15 protein-coding genes are annotated in these 17,218 nt (G+C 59.6%); 6 read left to right on the top strand and 9 right to left on the bottom strand.

What is annotated here, in order from left to right:
• The 5 genes from LLY24_RS17420 to LLY24_RS17440 form a co-directional block, all read left to right on the top strand.
• Nucleotides 1-4,166: YadA-like family protein (locus LLY24_RS17420; protein WP_259037585.1), on the top strand; the 4,166-nt coding region annotated here is incomplete at its 5' end.
• Between the two features lie 10 nt (nt 4,167-4,176).
• A complete protein-coding gene (locus LLY24_RS17425) occupies nt 4,177-5,001 on the top strand; it encodes an OmpA family protein (RefSeq protein WP_259037586.1) in 825 nt (274 codons plus the stop codon).
• Between the two features lie 110 nt (nt 5,002-5,111).
• A complete protein-coding gene (locus LLY24_RS17430) occupies nt 5,112-5,480 on the top strand; it encodes a hypothetical protein (protein ID WP_259037587.1) in 369 nt (122 codons plus the stop codon).
• Nucleotides 5,481-5,546: 66 nt separating this feature from the next.
• Nucleotides 5,547-5,855 (top strand): DUF6447 family protein, encoded by a 309-nt coding sequence (locus LLY24_RS17435; protein ID WP_259037588.1) that lies wholly within the window; start codon nt 5,547-5,549, stop codon nt 5,853-5,855.
• A 60-nt stretch (nt 5,856-5,915) separates the two neighbouring features.
• On the top strand, nt 5,916-6,884 hold the full coding sequence (locus LLY24_RS17440) for an SH3 domain-containing protein (protein ID WP_259037589.1): 969 nt from the start codon (nt 5,916-5,918) through the stop codon (nt 6,882-6,884).
• Between the two features lie 145 nt (nt 6,885-7,029).
• Here the strand turns inward: LLY24_RS17440 and LLY24_RS17445 are convergent, their stop codons facing one another.
• Complete coding sequence (locus LLY24_RS17445) at nt 7,030-7,845, bottom strand: M48 family metallopeptidase (RefSeq protein ID WP_259037590.1); 816 nt, start codon at nt 7,843-7,845, stop codon at nt 7,030-7,032.
• A gap of 95 nt (nt 7,846-7,940) precedes the next feature.
• Between LLY24_RS17445 and LLY24_RS17450 the strand changes: the two genes are divergently transcribed.
• Complete coding sequence (locus tag LLY24_RS17450; protein ID WP_259037591.1) at nt 7,941-8,804, top strand: ATP-binding protein; 864 nt, start codon at nt 7,941-7,943, stop codon at nt 8,802-8,804.
• Nucleotides 8,805-8,807: 3 nt separating this feature from the next.
• On the opposite strand, the gene LLY24_RS17455 is transcribed toward LLY24_RS17450, so the two are convergent.
• The 8 genes from LLY24_RS17455 to pilW all read right to left on the bottom strand — a co-directional run bounded on the left by LLY24_RS17455 (nt 8,808) and on the right by pilW (nt 17,174).
• Nucleotides 8,808-9,422 (bottom strand): hypothetical protein, encoded by a 615-nt coding sequence (locus LLY24_RS17455; RefSeq protein WP_259037592.1) that lies wholly within the window; start codon nt 9,420-9,422, stop codon nt 8,808-8,810.
• A gap of 237 nt (nt 9,423-9,659) precedes the next feature.
• Nucleotides 9,660-11,063 carry a ribosome biogenesis GTPase Der gene (gene der / locus LLY24_RS17460; protein ID WP_259037593.1) on the bottom strand — a complete coding sequence of 468 codons (1,404 nt, stop codon included), beginning with the start codon at nt 11,061-11,063 and terminating at the stop codon, nt 9,660-9,662.
• Nucleotides 11,060-12,259 (bottom strand): outer membrane protein assembly factor BamB, encoded by a 1,200-nt coding sequence (gene bamB / locus LLY24_RS17465; protein ID WP_259037594.1) that lies wholly within the window; start codon nt 12,257-12,259, stop codon nt 11,060-11,062. Before bamB ends, der begins: the two co-directional genes overlap by 4 nt.
• Nucleotides 12,259-12,915 carry a YfgM family protein gene (locus tag LLY24_RS17470; RefSeq protein WP_259037595.1) on the bottom strand — a complete coding sequence of 219 codons (657 nt, stop codon included), beginning with the start codon at nt 12,913-12,915 and terminating at the stop codon, nt 12,259-12,261. The genes bamB and LLY24_RS17470 overlap by 1 nt, the downstream gene beginning before the upstream one ends.
• A gap of 43 nt (nt 12,916-12,958) precedes the next feature.
• Nucleotides 12,959-14,257, bottom strand: a complete 1,299-nt coding sequence (hisS, locus tag LLY24_RS17475; protein WP_259037596.1) for a histidine--tRNA ligase — start codon at nt 14,255-14,257, stop codon at nt 12,959-12,961.
• A gap of 56 nt (nt 14,258-14,313) precedes the next feature.
• Nucleotides 14,314-15,426 (bottom strand): flavodoxin-dependent (E)-4-hydroxy-3-methylbut-2-enyl-diphosphate synthase, encoded by a 1,113-nt coding sequence (gene ispG / locus LLY24_RS17480; RefSeq protein ID WP_259037597.1) that lies wholly within the window; start codon nt 15,424-15,426, stop codon nt 14,314-14,316.
• Nucleotides 15,427-15,434: 8 nt separating this feature from the next.
• On the bottom strand, nt 15,435-16,397 hold the full coding sequence (locus tag LLY24_RS17485; RefSeq protein WP_259037598.1) for a RodZ domain-containing protein: 963 nt from the start codon (nt 16,395-16,397) through the stop codon (nt 15,435-15,437).
• A gap of 48 nt (nt 16,398-16,445) precedes the next feature.
• Entirely contained in the window at nt 16,446-17,174 is a 729-nt protein-coding gene (gene pilW, locus LLY24_RS17490) for a type IV pilus biogenesis/stability protein PilW (RefSeq protein ID WP_259037599.1), read from the bottom strand.
• Nucleotides 17,175-17,218: the final 44 nt, after the last annotated feature.

A 17,218-nucleotide genomic window follows, 5' to 3' on the forward strand; every position in this document is an offset into this window, starting at 1 on the left:
TGGGCGGTAATAACCCCATCCTAGTGAGCGGCGACAGCGGCACTATCGAAGGACTGACCAACGTCGATCTCGATGGCGCCGACTTTGCCAATGCAGGCCGCGCCGCTACGGAAGAGCAACTGAGCCTCGTCAACGATACCGCCAATGCCGGCTGGAACCTGACAGGTGAAGGTGCAGACGCAGTGAACATCGGGCCGAACGGCGCGGTGGACTTCCAGGGCGACCAAAACATCAGCGTAGCGCAGCATGGCGTGGATCAGGATGGCGTGATCGACATTACCCTCGAGCGTGATCTTGATTTAGACAGTGTGACCACTGGGGACACGGTGTTGAGCAACAGCGGCGTAGCGGTGGGTAACGATGTCACCCTAGGCAGTACAGGGCTCGAAATTGCCGGTGGCCCGAGCATGACCACCGGTGGTATCAACGCGGGCGGTTTGGTGATCACGAACGTCGCCCCCGGCGTGGATGGTACGGATGCAGTGAACGTTGACCAACTCGCCAACCTGGCCAACACCCCCATCACCTTCGGCGGCGATACAGGCGAGACCGAACGTCTGCTGGGCGAACGCCTGGATATCGTGTCCACCAACGGCAACCTCAGTACCGAAGTCACCGACAACGAAACGCTGGAAATTGCGCTGAACGATGACCTAGTGCTCGACAGCGTCACCACCGGCGATAGCGTTTTGGACACCGACGGCCTGACTGTCGATGACGGCACCGGTAACCGTACGCAAGTGGGTGCAGGCACCATCGACATAGCGGATGCCAACGGCACCACCACCATCGGTGGCAATCAGATTACGGTGGGCGGTAATAACCCCATCCTAGTGAGCGGCGAGAGCGGCACCATTGGTGGTTTGACCAACACCACCTTCGACCCGAACAACTTCACTGGCGGTCAAGCAGCGACGGAAGACCAGTTGAGCCAGGTAAGCACTGACTTAACGGCGGAAGGCCTGAACTTCGTAGGCGATGATGGCCAAATGGTACACCGTGATTTGGGTGAAACCCTATCGATCACAGGTGGCGCAGATCTGGACGAACTGAGCGAAGGCAACATTGGTGTAATCCAAGATGGCGAAGGTGGTCTGTTGGTCGAGCTGGCGAAGAACATTGACCTGGGAGAAGACGGCAGCTTGGCAATTGGCGGCACGACGGTCCATAACAACGGCCTGTCCATTGTCGATGGCCCGAGTGTCACCGTAAGTGGTATCGATATGGCCAACAACCGAATCACTAGCCTCGCCCCTGGCGTGGATGGCAGTGATGCGGTGAACGTCGATCAGTTGGGTGAGGTTAGTGAAGTCGCCAACCGTGGCTGGAACGTCAGCGCCAATGGAGAAAATAGCCAGAATGTGGCTCCTGGCGACTCGGTCGATTTCTCGGATGATGGCAATGTGCTGGTCAGTAACGCAGTGGATGCCAACGGCAACCACACAGTCAATGTGGCACTCGACAGCGACCTGACCGATCTTGACAGCATCGGCCTGAACGGCCGTGATGGCCAGGATGGCCTGACCATCGTGGGTGGCGAAGGCGCACCTGGCGTAGGCGGCGCCGACGGCATTACGCGGATTATCTATACCGATGAAGGCGGCAATGAGCGTGAAGTGGCCACGATGGATGATGGCCTGAACTTCGCCGGTAATACAGGCGATAACATTGCTAAGAAACTAGGTGAAACATTGACTATCTCGGGTGGGCTGGAAGGGGCCGATGACGCCACCGGTGCTAACTTGCGTGTCGATAGTGCAGACGGCCGGTTGAACATCGTGATGGCGCAAGACCTGATCGACCTGAATAGCATCACCATCAACGACGGCCCGGTGATCAACGGTGACGGTATCAATATGGCCGACAACCGCATCACCAATCTCGCCCCTGGCGTGGATAGTGCTGATGCAGTGAACGTCGATCAGTTGGGTGCAGTCAGTGAGGTCGCCAACCGTGGCTGGAACGTCAGCGCTGATGGCGGTGATACAGAAAACGTCGCTCCTGGCGCTTCAGTAGACTTCGGCAACGATGATGGCAACATCGTTATCACCCGTGACGGTACCGATCTAACCTTTGATCTGGCCAAAAACATCGACCTAGGTGAAGACGGAAGCGTCACCACTGGTGACAGTGTTTTGGACACCGACGGCCTGACTGTTGACGACGGTGCAGGCAACCGCACACAAGTGGGAGCAGGTGCTATCAATGTAGCTGATGCTACCGGCACCACCGCCATCAGTGGTAACCAGATGGTGGTGGGTGGTGAAAACCCCATCCTGGTGAGCGGGGATAGCGGCACCATCGGCGGTCTAACCAATACTACCTTTGATCCGGATAACTACACTCCTGGTCAAGCGGCGACCGAAGATCAGCTTGGGCAGGTATACGGTGTCGCTAGCATGGGCTGGTACGTTAGCGCCAACGGTGAAGAGGAGCCGACTAATGTGGGCCCAGGCAATACGGTGGACTTCAGCAGCGATGGCAACGTCGTGATTGATCGTGAGGGTACTGACCTAGCCTTCAGCCTAGCCGATAGCATTACTTTGGGCGAAGGCGATAGCGCAGTCACCGTGGATGGTGAGAACGGTAGTATTAGCACTGGTGATACCGTATTGAACGGTGGTGGTGTTCAAGTGGGCGATAGCGTCAGTCTGGGCGATACCGGTTTGGTGATTGCGGATGGTCCCAGCGTGACCATCGAGGGCATCCATGCTGGCGACCGGGTGATCACTAATGTGGCACCGGGTGAGATCAGCGAGACCAGCACCGATGCCATTAACGGTAGCCAGTTGTGGCAGGTTCAGGATATCGCCAATGCAGGCTGGAACCTGAGTGGCTCTGGCGAGAACTCGGTCAATATTGGGCCGAATGGCACGGTGGACTTCCGTGGCGATGCAAATATCACAGTGGCTCAGACTGGGGAAGACCAGGGCGGCGTGATCGAAGTGGCTCTGAACGACTCCATTACTCTGGGTGAGGGCGATAACGCCATTACTGTAAATGGTGAAAATGGCAGCGTGACCACTGGCAATACCGTACTGAATGGTAACGGCGTTCAAGTGGGCGATAACGTTAGCCTGGATGAGACTGGCTTGGTCATTGCCGGTGGCCCAAGCGTAACGGTTGGTGGTATCAACGCCGGCGGTATGCAGATCTCCAATGTAGCCAGTGGCCTGGGTGGCCGGTCTATCGATCAAATCAGCGGTGATGACCTGCGGAATGCCGTGAACGTGGGCGATCTTCAGCAGGTGGCGGGTGATATCGGTAGAGATGTGGCGGCGGCCAGAACCGAAGTGGAGGCGGGCAGCAATATCAGTGTCAGCCAAACAACCGGGGAAGATGGTCAAACTATCTATACCGTAGCCACTGAACGCGAGGTGGACTTCGACCGTATCGATGTCGGTAGCGTCACGATTGACCAAGGTAATGTCGATGAAAATGGCAATACCATTATCGCGGGAGTGGGCCGTGGTGAGATCAGCGAGACCAGTACCGATGCGGTTAACGGTAGCCAGTTATGGGACGTGACGCAGGAACTTGGTGATATCCACACTTCGCTGGAAGGCGGCATGGACTTTGCTGCTGATGAAGGTGAGGCGGTGAACCGTAGGCTGGGTGATACCGTTGCTATTACCGGTGATGAAAATATCACGACGCGGACCTCTGGTGATGGCGTGCAGGTGACCCTGAACCGTGACTTGGATGTCGATAGCGTAACGGCTGGTAATACGACGATCAGTGACCGGGGTGTGACTATCGCGGATGGCCCGAGCATGACCGTTGATGGTATCGACGGTGGCGGTATGCGGATCACCAATGTGGCACCAGGTATAGACGCTAACGATGCTGTAAATGTTGGGCAGATGATGGAGCTCAATCAGCGCTTTGCGAATGAGATCGTTAATGTTCATGGTCGTATCAGTGATGTAGAGCGTAACGCTAATGCAGGTACGGCAAGCGCGCTTGCAGCTTCTACAGTGCCCCAGGCATGGATGCCCGGTAAGAGTATGGTGGGTGTAGGTGCTGGTACCTATGAGGGCGAGTCTGCCATTTCCGTTGGTGTATCTCGCCTTTCAGACAATGGCCGCTGGGTCATCCAGGGCAAAGTAACGGGTGACTCGCAAAGTAACTTTGGCGCTGGCATTGGTGCTGGCTGGCACTGGTAAGGAGAAGGTAGTGAATAACGCTTATCGTACGTTTAAAACAGCAGCCCTTGGGGCTGCTGGTATCGCCGCAACTTTGATGCTTTCTGGATGTGTCAGCCCGCCAAACAACGACCGTACCGATATCCGTGAAGCAGGGGATGGATTCCCTGCATTGGATAGCAACTGGTATGACGGTGGTCGCTTTGTGAAGCCACAAAATATTTTGCGTATTCGTGAGGGGCAGACCAAGGATCAAGTGCGTCAGCTAATTGGCAACCCACACTTCAGTGAAGGTTTTTTTGGCGTTCGCGAGTGGAACTATGTCTTTAACCTGTATACCGGGGAAGTAGGCGGTAACTATATTACCTGCCAGTATCAGGTTGAGTTCGACCGTGATATGGCACTGGAGAGTAGCCGTTGGCGCGATGCGCAGTGTCCGGATCTATTGCTGCCTATTGAACGCCAGGAAGAGCTCAATGGTGAGAAGTTGATATTGTCAGGCGATGTGTTATTCGACTTCGACAGTGACCAGCTTTCCTTGGAAGGGAAGCGGGCGCTGGACCGTGTTACCCAGGCAATTCAGGATGGGTTTGAGTCTCCTGAACTACTGATTGTGGGCTATACGGACCGTTTTGGTAACGATGCCTATAACCTCGGCCTTTCGCAGTCACGCACCTTGACGGTAGCTGATTACCTGGCTGGAAAAGGTATGCGCCGTGATGACATGCGAACAGCGGGCTTGGGCTCATTGGATCCCGTAGTCGAATGTCCCGGAGCAACGCCGACACGCAGTGTTACAGACTGTCTGCGACCTAATAGACGGGTAGAAATCACTGTAATTGAGCGCGCTCTATAGCAGTGAAGAAACTGAATGAGGATGGCCTACGAGTGTTAGGTCGTTCTCATTGTTGTCATGGTGGACTTTTTAATAAGCTTACTTGTTGATAGTTGCGAGGAAAGATTAGGGTGAAGTTTATAGGCTATATTACGACCTTTGTGCTTGCGGTGGCAGTTGCTGTTACGCTGTCGGTCTTTAGTTTAATGACGTTAGCCGCACAGGATGAGTCTCAAAGAGGGCACGTTGACCAGGGGCAGGTGTGTGTTGCTACCAGTGATGAAGAAGCACTTGGTTGCCCTGACGGTGGTTTGTTTATGGCGCGTTTGCCGGTTACTGGGGAAGATATTCAAACCCCATTAAGGTTGGAGAACAGGCTGTTAAATACGATGGCGTTATATTGTGATACCAATCACGAAATTCATCGCACGCAAACCGGTGTGATCTGTGTGTTGACCCATGAGCGTATCAGCGCTGCGGCATCGGATGAAGATGCATAATCATTACTAGAACAGCGCTAAGCATAAACGCTAGCTAGTAGTAGCAATTAGTAGGTAGAGGTCGATATGAGCAAGCATCAACGCAGTCGAAATACCAAGCAACCTTCAGGTCAGACAGAGCAGCCCGATATCAGGACCAAGGAAGGAGCTCCGCAGGGCAGTGCACAGCCATCCAGCCCAACAGTAACAATTGATGGAATGATGTATACGCTGGAGAGCCTGGGCCAGAAGGGCCGGGAGCAGTTGCGTAATGTGCGTGTCACCGACCAGGAAATTCAGCGTTTGCAAGACCAGTTGGCGATGATCCAGACAGCACGCAATACCTATGCTCGCTTGTTGTCTGAGGCAATTAAGAATGCCGCACCAGTAGGATGATACTAGCGCCTTGACGGGCTGATCTTAAAATTATTCGGCATGCTAAGGCATGCCGTTTTTGTGCTTCAGGTGGACAATAATATGCGGATGGGTATTTGGTGGGGAGTTGCGTGGTTAGGGGCTGCTTTGAGTGCCAGCTCGTTAGTATATGCCAACTATAGTACGGGGCTGGCTGAGTATAGAAAAGGGAATTTCGCCTCTGCAATCCATGAGTGGCGTATGGAGGCTGAGCGTGGTGATGGGGAATCCCAGTTTGCGTTAGGCCAGATGTATGAGGCGGGTAGCGGAGTACGTGAGAATCTGGAAGAAGCCTATAAATGGTATCGGCTAGCTGCCGATAACGAGGTGCTGGATGCTCAGGTGCGCTTGGCCGAGCTGTTGCTGAGTAGACGAATCGATGGCCGTGGTGTGGAAGATGCGGTGGAGTGGTTGGAGCGTGCGGCGACCAATGGGCATATCGATGCTCAATTCCAGTTAGGATTGTTGAACCTTGAGGGATATGGCACTGAGGAAGATGCAGCGCAAGCGGCACGCTGGTTCGAGCTGGCGGCAGAGCAGGGGCATATTTCAGCGCAGAATAATATCGGTAGTATGTACGAAAGTGGTCGTGGCGTTGAGCAGGATTTCTCGCGTGCCTTTGCGTATTTCACTCAGGCCGCGCGTCAGGGAGATCCCATGGCACAGAATAATCTAGGAGCACTGTATGCCCGTGGACGTGGAGTAGAGCGTAATCATGCATGGGCAGTGTTTTGGTACACCGCAGCTGCACGCAGTGGTAACGATGTGGCTAAGGGAAATATTCAGTCTAGTTTGGACTATCTTGAGGAAAGTAGCATCGCTGCCACGCGGGTTAATGTTCGTTCAGGGGCAGGGACTCAGTATCCTTCAATAACACAACTTGACCGGGGGGAATCGGTTTACGTATTAGGAGAAATGGAGGAATGGAGTCAAGTCTATTTTGAAAATAGCGGTGAGCCCCAGTTAGGTTGGATATCATCACGTCTTTTACAGTCTTCAAATGCTTATTAGTTATAAGCTAGCCTATGACATTTCTTGTAACTATTATGTGAAGACGATGTGGTAATGATCTTCTTAGACGTTTTCCCATCCTTAAACGGATGGGAAAACTAAGCAGTGAGAACCTCAAATATATGATAAAACTTTAGATGTGGCCTCAAGAACGCTGGCAGTTAGGCGCGCGCCCTTGGGCGCGTGCCTGCTCGTAGGTCGCCATTGCTTGATCCATATTGGCCTGTAGGCCCTGAATGCGCTGTCCCTGGCTTGGGTGGGTCGACATCCAGGCGGGCGGTTCGCCGCCACTGGAGGCGGCCTGCATGTTCTCCCATAGCGTAACGCTTTCGCGCGGGTCGAAGCCGGCCTCGGCCATCAGCTGCAGGCCGATGGCATCGGCTTCGCTTTCGTGACGCCGCGAGAAGGGCAATGCGATACCATATTCGGCGCCCATACCCAACACCCCCATGAGCTGCTGGCCCGCCGGTGTTTGCATGCCCGAGGCGCTGGAAATCACCGAGAGCCCAAGCGATGTCGCGCTCTGCGTCGAGGCGCGCTCGTTAGCGTGGCGTGCCAGCACATGACCGATCTCGTGGCCGATGACCGATGCCAACTGGTTCTGGTCGGTGGCGATGTCCAGCATGCCAGTATTGACCCCCATATAGCCGCCGGGCAGCGCGAAGGCGTTAGGCTGGTCAGCGCGGAAGACGCGGATCTGCCAGTCCTGGTTACGCTGGTCATCGGGCAGTACATCGATGATGGCTTCGGTGATGCACTGCACGTAGCGATGGCTTGCCTGGTCGGCAGTGGGGATGTCGCGTTGATACTGAGCGAACGCCTGCTGGCCCATCTCGTTGAGCTGGCTATCGGGGAGCAGTAGCAGCTGCGAACGGCCAGTGGGCGAAGTGGAGCAGGCCGCAATGGAGGCGCAGAGTGTGGTGACGGCTGCCGTCATGGCAAGGGGGCGAAGCCAACGCATGATAGAATTCCTTTGCTGGTGATATCCCTGGACACGATAACCGCTCAAGACGGTAACGCAATCCACCTTATGATAACGCACGTTGAGGCACGAATATGGATGCTGAATTAACGCAGCGCCTGCTGCGCTTGCTCGATCAGGCCGAAGCTTGGCTGCCTCCGGCGGCCGAACCCGTTGACTGGAGCCATCATGTAGCTGCGCTATGGCAGCGCTATCCGCTAGGTGGGCGCTTGGTTCCAGTGCCGCCGCGCGACGCCATGACCATGGACGATCTGCTTGGCATCGAGCGGCAAAAACGCGCGCTGATCGACAATACCCGCGCTTTCTTACAAGGTCTACCGGCCAACCATGCGCTGTTGTGGGGCTCGCGCGGCAGCGGTAAATCCTCGATGGTGCGTGCGCTGCTCAATAGTCTGAGCGGCGAAGGTCTACGCTTGGTGCAGGTCGACCGTCACGATCTAGCGGCGCTGCCGCTACTGGTCGAGCAGCTTCGCCATGTGCCACACCGCTTCGTGGTCTACTGCGACGACCTCTCCTTCGAAGGCAACGACGACGCCTACAAGGCGCTTAAGAGCGTGCTCGATGGAACCCTGACCGGACCGCCCGAAAACGTGCTGCTCTACGCCACCTCCAACCGTCGCCACCTGCTGCCGGAGTCGATGGCAGACAATCAGGCGACCCAGTTGATCGGTGAAGAGCTTCACCATGGCGACGCCGTGGAGGAGAAGATCTCGCTCTCCGACCGCTTCGGCCTGTGGCTGGCCTTTCATCCGTTCAATCAGGCGAGCTACCTCGACGCCTGCGCCCACTGGGTCAAGCGCTTGGGCCGTGACGATGAGTGGACCGATGCTGCACGCGACGAGGCCATTCGTTTTGCCACGCTACGTGGTGGGCGTAGCGGGCGCGCCGCTTGGCAGTTTGCCGCCCAATGGGTCGGTCAAGCGCGCCTTACCGACTGAGCGTTAACGAACCGGGGTGAGCTGGCCGTCGGGGCCGACGTTGAGGCGAATCGTCGGCGTCAATAGCCCGGAAGGCAGCGTCATCCCCAGCCCACGCAGATCCCCTGGGGTAATGGCAAGCTCGCTGCCTGCCGGTAGCTCGCCTTGGGAGGCCAGCTGGTTGACCAGATTGAGCATGGGGCGCATACGCTCGCTGTTGGTCGCCAGCAGGTCGAACCCGACAGGTAGGCGCAGGTTGGTGTCGTCGCCGGGGGTGAGCGTCACGTCCTGCTGGTAGTTACCGCTGACGGGCTCGGTGCCCGGCATGTCGAGCGTCCAGCGAAACCCCGACATCTCCACCGGCGGCATGCCTGCAGGAAGGCCAAGGCCCATGGCAAGCGTTGCCTGCACCGGTAGACTACCGGCGCCGAGGCTCGATAGCAGCAGGCTGCTGAGGTCGTTGGTATCGAGCCCGGCGTTGATCTGATAAGGCCCCACGCGCACGTTTTCGACGCCAAGCGAGGTGACCGCAAGACGAAAGGCAAAAAGCCCGGTTTGCGGCAGCGCCAAGCAGCCGGAGAGCAGGGCGGCAAAGCCAAGGGTGGCGAGCCAGCGCCATCGACGAAGCAGAGAGTGCATCGAATTCCTCCCGAAAGGAGAGCGTTGAGGGAAAAGCGCGGCTATTTGAGGGCCGCGCCTGCGGCGTGTCAAGATAATTTGGCAGTGGCCCCGAGGCGGTGGCATCGAAGCGCCATTGACCAGCGTATCGGATGGCGTATCGGGCAGCAAAACGCCCGCCAAATGGCGGGCGTCGAAGGCCTACGATAACGTCGCTGAGGCGTAACTGAGAGTAACTGAAACATAGCTGAAACGGCCTTAGCGGCGGCTCTTACGCGCCTCCTTGGTGCGGTTGAGCTCGCGTTTCTTGGCCTTTTCCTTGTCGCTGGCGCCTGCCATGGGATCGAAGGGGTTGCTGCCCGAGCGGAACTCGAAACGCATGGGCGTACCGCGCACCTTCAGCACCTTACGGAAGGTGTTGATGAGAAAGCGCTTGTACGCCTCGGGAAGGGCGTTGGTCTGGTTGCCGTGGACCACGATGATCGGCGGGTTGCTGCCGCCCTGGTGAGCCATACGCAGCTTGATGCGGCGACCCTGGACCAGGGGAGGCGGATGCTGGCTAACGGCGTCTTGCAACAGCGTCGTCAGGCGGTTGGTCGACCAGTGGGCGTTGGCGGCGTTGAAGGCGCGCTCGATGGAGGGGTAGAGGTCCCCCACGGCGGTGCCATGCAGCGCCGAGATGAAGTGAAGCTCGGCGTAGTCGGCAAAGCCCAAGCGACGTTTGACGTCGGCGCGCATCTTCTCCTTGGCTTCGTTCTCGAGGCCATCCCACTTGTTGACCGCAAGCACCAGCGCGCGCCCTGTGGTGAGCACGTAGTCGAGCAGATGCAGATCCTGCTCGACCAGCCCCGTGCGCGCATCCAGCACCATGATCGCGACGTGGCACTCCTTGATCGCGTCCAGGGTCTTGATGATCGAGAACTTTTCGGCAATCTCGCGGACGTTCTTGCGCCGCCGAATACCCGCCGTATCCACCAGCACATAGGGCTTGCCGCGCCGCTCGAAGGGAATCTCGATAGCATCGCGGGTGGTGCCCGCTTCATCGAACACCACCACGCGCTCTTCGCCGAGCAGGCGGTTGACCAGCGTCGACTTGCCCACGTTGGGGCGGCCGATGACGCCGATACGAATGCCCTTGGTACCGGTATCGGCGGGAATGCTCTCGTCGCGCTCGGGGAAGGGCGAGAGCACTTCGTCGATCAGGGTGGTGACGTTGCGTCCGTGGGCGGCGGCAATCGGGTAAGGATCGCCCAGGCCCAGCGACCAGAAGTCGGCCATGGCCGAATGCTCTTCCAGGCCGTCGGTCTTGTTGACCACGAGCCACGTCTTCTTCTGGTTGACGCGCAAGTGGTTGGCGATGGCTTCGTCGGCCACGTTCAAACCCGCACGAGCGTCGACCAAAAACAGCACGATATCGGCCTCGTCGATGGCGGCCAGGGACTGCTCGGCCATGGCGGCATCGATACCCTCCTCGTCGCCGCTGATGCCGCCGGTGTCGATTACGGTATAGACCTTGTTGCCTAGCAGACCGTTACCGTACTTGCGATCGCGAGTGAGGCCGGGAAAGTCAGCCACCAGCGCGTCACGCGAACGCGTCAGGCGGTTGAACAGAGTCGATTTTCCCACATTGGGACGCCCGACCAAGGCAATGACAGGTGTCATGGACGTACTTCCAGGGTTTCCAGGCGACCGTTGTTCGCCAGGACATGAATGGTGTTGCCGTCGGTCACCGGCGGGACGCTAATGCCCGAGCGGTGAACGCGCGTGCGCCCAACGATCTCGCCGGAGGTCGCGTCTAGCAGGTGCACGTAGCCTTCGAAATCGCCGAAGACCAGGCGGCCATCGACGAAAGCCGGTGAGGTGAGCCAGCGGTCTTCGAGGTCGCTGTTGCGCCAGAGCTCCTGGCCACTGGAGGCGTCCAGTGCCACGACCACGCTCTCATCGGTGGTGACGAACAGCGTGTTGCCGATCAGCACCGGCGTCGAGCGGCTAGAGAGGTTGCTCTCCCACAGCAGGCCACCGCGGGTCGCTTCCACGGCCACCAGACGGCCGTTGTAGCTGGTCACGAACAGGCGGCCATCGGGGCTCAGCGTGGGCTGCCCGGCGAGATCGACCAAACGCTCGACTTCGCTAGTACCGCGCGGTGTCGCCACCTGCATTTCCCACAGCGGTTGGCCACTACGGTTGTCCAGGGTGACTAAGCGGCCGTTGGCGAGTCCGGCAAAGGTGACCGGATCGATGACCATCGGCGTGCCGGTACCGCGCAGGGTCAGTGCAGGCTGGGAGCTGGTATAGGCCCAGCGCTCTTCACCGCTTTGACGATCGAGGGCGATGATCTGCCCATCGACGCTCTGCACCAACAGCAACTGCTGGTTGGCCTGCGGGGCAGCGAGCACCTCGCTGGACACCCGAGAGCGCCAGCGTACGCTGCCGTCACGCTGACTCAGCGCGATGATTTCACCGTTGCGCGTGCCTAGATACACGTCGCCCGCAATGGCGGTCAGGGCGCTCGAGATCGGTGTTTCCAGATCGATTCGCCAGCTGCGCTCACCGGTGTCGGCGTTCATCGCCATGACGATGCCGTCGGCGTCGGCGGCGAAGACGGTGTTGCCTTCGCGTGCCGGGGCGATGGGGTAGCGGGCTCGGCCGAGGCCGTCACCAACGCTTTGGCGCCACTCGCTTTCGAGCGTAGAGGTTTCATTGAAGGAGGTCAGCTCCTTCGGCGTATAGGCCGACTCGCCCTTGCTGGCACAGCCTGCCAACAGCATAAGCGCGGCTAGGCCCAGGCCTGCGGTGAGCGCGCGGTTACGCGAAGAAGAAGTGGAGCGGGCCGTACGGGATTGCCATAGGGTGATCATTACATCGCCTCCTCAGCGCCAAGATCGTCCAGCTTGAACTGCACGCCGTATAGCGGCTGGTCATGGGTTTGTGCCAGTTCGATCGCTTCCTGCCAGGCCGTGCGGGCCTCGTCGCTACGATCAAGGGCGGCATAGGCGTCGCCTCGCGCCTCGGCCTGCTGCGCCGAAAGCGCGGCGCTGATGGGTTCCTCGAGCAGTTCGAGCGCCCGCTCGGGGTTGCCTGCGGCGATCTCTACCCGCGCCAGACGTAGCCACGCCAGGCTCTGCAGGTAACGCCGCGAAGAGCCCTCGGCTACCCGCGAAAGCGAGTCGCGAGCGGCGTCGTAGTCGCCCTGCTGGGCAGCCAGACGCGCATCCTGTAACAGCGCCAAGTCGGCGTAGAGGGTCTTGCCGTAGTCATCGGCAATCTCACCGGCGAGCTCGTGCGCGGTGGCGCGCTGCTCGTCGGCGAGGGTGGGTTGGCTCGAGAGCGCCATCAACTGCTGATAGCGCGCCGAGGCGGCGGCGGCTTGGCCTTCCTGATGGTTCTGCCAGGCGTGCCAGCCGAATACGCCCGCCGCTGCCAGAGCAACGCCCGCGATCAGCGAAACGCCGTTGTCTTTCCACCAGCGCTTGATGACGTCCAGCTGTTCTTCTTCGCTTCTCAGATCCGCCACGGGCGGTCTCCTCTATACATGCGAGCGCCGATGCGCTCAGCGATCAACGGGTTGCCAGCTGCGTGGCGAGGGTATCGATAAGCTCGGCGCGGGCGAGCGTTTGCTGCTCGCGCTCTTCGCGCAGGTACTTGAGCGCTACGCTATCGTTGGCCAGCTCGTCTTCGCCCAGCAGCAGCGCCAGCGTCGCGCCGCTCTTGTCGGCTTTCTTGATGCGGCTTTTGAAACTACCGCCACCGGCGTGCAACTGCACGCGCAGCGCAGGCAGCGCTTCGCGCAGCTGCTCGGCAAGCAGCAGGGCCGAGGCGGTCGCGGCGTCGTCCATGGGCACGAGGTAGACATCGACGCCGCCAAGGGCCTCGGCGGGCACCAAATCCAGCGTATCGAGCAGCAAGATCAAGCGCTCGATGCCCATGGCGAAGCCCACCGCCGGGGTGGGTTTGCCACCGAGCTGCTCGACCAGGCCATCGTAGCGGCCACCGGCACAGACGGTGCCCTGGCTACCCAGCGCTTCGGTCGTCCACTCGAAGACGGTGCGTGAATAGTAGTCGAGCCCGCGTACCAAGCGTGGATTGACCACGTAGCCGATACCGGCGGCGTCGAGCATCGCCTTGAGCTGGTCGAAGTGCGCACGCGATTCGGCGTCGAGGTGATCGAGTAGCTGCGGCGCGCCGTCGAGCATCGACGCCATGGCCGGATTCTTGGAGTCCAGGATGCGCAGCGGGTTGCTGTGCAGGCGACGCTGGGAGTCTTCGTCGAGCAGCTCGGCGTGCGCCTCGAAATAGGCGATGAGGGTGTCACGATAGGCCGCACGCGCCTCAGTCGAACCCAGCGAGTTGAGCTCCAGGGTGACATGGTCAAGCAGCCCCAGCTCCTTCCATAGTCGCGCCGAGAGCAGGATCAGCTCGGCATCGATGTCCGGACCGTCGAAGCCGTAGGTTTCCACGCCAACCTGATGGAACTGGCGATAGCGTCCTTTTTGCGGGCGCTCGTGGCGAAACATCGGGCCTTGGTACCAAAGCCGCTGGGTCTGGTTGTGCAAAAGCCCATGTTCCATGGCGGCGCGCACGCAGCTGGCGGTGCCCTCGGGACGCAGGGTGAGGCTGTCGCCGTTGCGGTCCTCGAAGGTGTACATCTCTTTTTCGACGATATCGGTGACTTCGCCGATGGAGCGGGCAAACAGCGCCGTTTGCTCGACGATGGGCGTGCGAATCTCGTCGAAGCCGTAGCGCTGCATCAGGCGCCGCACGGTCGCTTCGAAAAACTGCCAGCGGGGACTATCGCTGGGCAGCAGGTCGTTCATGCCACGAATGGCCTGGATTTTCTTGGTCGCGGACTTGCTCAAGGGGGTCTCCTGATCGTACCGGGCGCGTAGCCGGGCATCGCATCCCTGGGGCGTCGTTAGACGCGGGCGATAGTATCTTTCTCTTTTTGCTGTTTTTCGCGAATCTTGTCGCGAATCAGCTTCTCCAGGTCGTCGACCAAGTGGTCGTTGCGCAGCTTGCTCGCTGGCTTGCCATCGATATATACCAGGTTAGCGGGGTTGCCGCCGGTCAGACCGATGTCGGTCTCCTTGGCCTCGCCCGGGCCGTTGACCACGCAGCCAATGACCGAAACGTCGAGCGGCGTGGTGACGTCCTCCAGGCGCTGCTCCAGCTGGTTCATTGTGCTGATGACGTCGAAGTTCTGACGCGAGCAGCTCGGGCAGGCGATGAAATTGATCCCCTTGGCGCGCAGCTTGAGGCTCTTGAGCATGTCAAAGCCGACCTTGATCTCCTCGACCGGATCGGCGGCAAGCGAAACGCGGATGGTATCGCCAATGCCGTCCATGAGCAGCATGCCAAGGCCGATGGAGGATTTGACCGTACCCGAGCGCAGGCCACCGGCTTCGGTGATGCCCAGGTGCAGCGGCTGTTCGATGCGCGTGGCGAGATCGCGGTAGGCGGCCACGGCCATGAACACGTCGGAGGCCTTGACGCTGACCTTGAAGTCGGGAAAGTCGAGGCGATCGAGGTAGTCGATGTGGCGCATGGCCGATTCGACCAGCGCCGCCGGGGTGGGCTCGCCGTACTTCTTCTGCAGATCCTTTTCGAGCGACCCGGCGTTGACGCCGATCCGAATCGGAATGCCATGCTCGCGTGCAGCGCTCACGACCGCCTTGACGCGATCTTCACGGCCAATGTTGCCGGGGTTGATGCGCAAGCAGTCGACGCCGAGCTCGGCCACCCGCAGTGCGATCTTGTAGTCGAAGTGAATATCCGCCACCAGCGGTACCTCGACCAGGCGCTTGATCTTGCCGAACGCTTCGGCGGCGTCCATATCGGGCACGGAGACGCGCACGATGTCGGCACCGGCGCGCTCGAGCTGCTGGATCTGACCCACGGTGGCCTCGACATCCAGCGTGTTGGTGTTGGTCATGCTCTGCACGGCGATGGGCGCATCACCGCCCACGGCGACCTTGCCAACGTGAATCTGACGAGAAGGGCGACGCTTGATGGGAGAAGGGGCGTGCATATGACGGGTCACTCTCCAAGGGTGAATCGGGCGACGTTGTTGGCACCGGCGCGGGCGGCGAGATCGACCGTCTCGCCCTGATAGATGAGCTCGACGCCGGAGGCGTTACCCACGGTCAGGCGAAAAGGCGGCTGGCCCTCTACCGAGGCGGTCGTGCCCGGGGCCTGCAGGCCCACGAAGACGCGTTGGTTACCGGCATCGAAGATCTCGGTCCAGGACTGCTCGTTGAAGGTCAACTCCAGCGTGTTGGCGCCTGCGCTAGCAGCGCTCTCTTCACTGGCGTCATCGTCGTTTGCGGCCTCTTCGTCAGCGGCGGCGGTGTCTTGCGCGTTTGCCAAGACGTCAGGATCTTGCACGATGGGCGGCGTGCTTTGGGTATCGATGCCTTCCATCGCCTCGTCTGCCTCACCCGCTTCGGGCGGTGGCGCCGGCGCATCGACGGGCGCGCTCGTGGTCGGCGGTGTGGTCGGCGCGCCGGTCTCGGGGGCGACGCTTGGCGTTGGGCTCTCCTCTTCCATCGTGGGCGAAGACCCCATGCCGGGCGGCTCGTTGCCGCCACGGCTTTGCCACCACATCACCGTAAGGCCAATCAAGGCAGCGATGATGATCAGCGTTACCAGTTTGAACAGCCAAGCGCCCACGCGCGAGGGCGGGCGCGTGACGGCGACCGGGGCGAGCTTGCGTTCGGGTTCTACGCTGCCGTGACGGGCTTGGTAGGCGTCGAGTACCTGGCGGTCATCCATGCCGAGGTATTTGGCATAGGTGCGTAGGTAGCCACGGCGGTAAGCGGGTACGGGAATTTCGTCGTACTGATCGCGTTCGAGACCGTCGATGACCGCCGGGCGCAGGTTGAGCGCGCGCGCCGCCTCGGTGAGCGAAATGCCTTTTTCTTCGCGCTGGCGCGAGAGCAGCTCACCCGGTGAGGCGCTGGTAGTGGGAGTGACGCTATCGTGTGACTGTGTTTCGCTCATGGCTGAGCATCCTTCATCAAATAAGCGGTGAAACAGGGCGTCGTAACGTTAAAAATGGTCGAGCTGCTGGCGGTAGTGGTCGGCCGCCGTGGTGTCGCTACGTGCGGTGGCGATCTCTACGGCCATCTCCAGTGCCGGGCGGTCCGCGCCTGCCAACTGGAGGTAGCGCTGTAGCGGCGCCCAGGCCTCGACGTAATTGCCCTGGGTAACTTCCAATTCGGTCAACATCCAATAGCCGCGCGAATAGCGCGGGTCGATCGTCAGTGCGCGCTCGAGGCTTTCGCGAGCGCGCTGTGTCTGTCCAAGTGCGGTGTAGCACTGGCCCAGGTTGGTAAATAACTGGGCGCGATTAGCGTATTGTGTGTCTTGGGCGGCGAGTTCGAGCTGCTCGCAGGCCTCGGTATAGCGGCTATCGGCATAGAGAAAGGCCGCGTAGTTATTGCGCGTACGGGTAAGCGAAGGCGCGGCGTTAAGCGCTCGACGAAAGGTCGCATCGGCAAGCTCGCCTTCGCCCTGCTGCTGGTAGACCAGCGCCAGTGCCTGTAAGGCTTCGCCATGGTGCGCATCGAGCGAAAGCGCGCGGTCGAGCGCATCGCGGGCGCGACCGACGTTACCCTGCTCGAGGTAGGCAGCACCCAGTTGGGCATAGGCGTCGGCGGCCTCGCGTTGATCGCTTCGCTGGGGTGACGAGGCGCACCCGGCTAGCGCCATGCTAGCCAGTGTCAGCAGCAGTAGCGGCAAGCGTCGCGATGTGCCGAGCCCCCAACAACCGATCATTTATGTCCTCTCGTTCACAGCGTAAAAAAACGTGTCCATCAAAG

The organism is Halomonas dongshanensis, assembly GCF_024790395.1.
GTDB classification, from domain to species: Bacteria; Pseudomonadota; Gammaproteobacteria; order Pseudomonadales; family Halomonadaceae; genus Vreelandella; species Vreelandella dongshanensis.

Coding starts and splice junctions, on each gene's coding strand:
- LLY24_RS17450 (WP_259037591.1), top strand. CDS start 7,941: ATGGATGCTGAATTAACGCAGCGCCTGCTGCGCTTGCTCGATCAGGCC.
- LLY24_RS17455 (WP_259037592.1), bottom strand. CDS start 9,422: ATGCACTCTCTGCTTCGTCGATGGCGCTGGCTCGCCACCCTTGGCTTT.
- LLY24_RS17435 (WP_259037588.1), top strand. CDS start 5,547: ATGAGCAAGCATCAACGCAGTCGAAATACCAAGCAACCTTCAGGTCAG.
- LLY24_RS17445 (WP_259037590.1), bottom strand. CDS start 7,845: ATGCGTTGGCTTCGCCCCCTTGCCATGACGGCAGCCGTCACCACACTC.
- pilW (WP_259037599.1), bottom strand. CDS start 17,174: ATGATCGGTTGTTGGGGGCTCGGCACATCGCGACGCTTGCCGCTACTG.
- LLY24_RS17485 (WP_259037598.1), bottom strand. CDS start 16,397: ATGAGCGAAACACAGTCACACGATAGCGTCACTCCCACTACCAGCGCC.
- ispG (WP_259037597.1), bottom strand. CDS start 15,426: ATGCACGCCCCTTCTCCCATCAAGCGTCGCCCTTCTCGTCAGATTCAC.
- bamB (WP_259037594.1), bottom strand. CDS start 12,259: ATGATCACCCTATGGCAATCCCGTACGGCCCGCTCCACTTCTTCTTCG.
- der (WP_259037593.1), bottom strand. CDS start 11,063: ATGACACCTGTCATTGCCTTGGTCGGGCGTCCCAATGTGGGAAAATCG.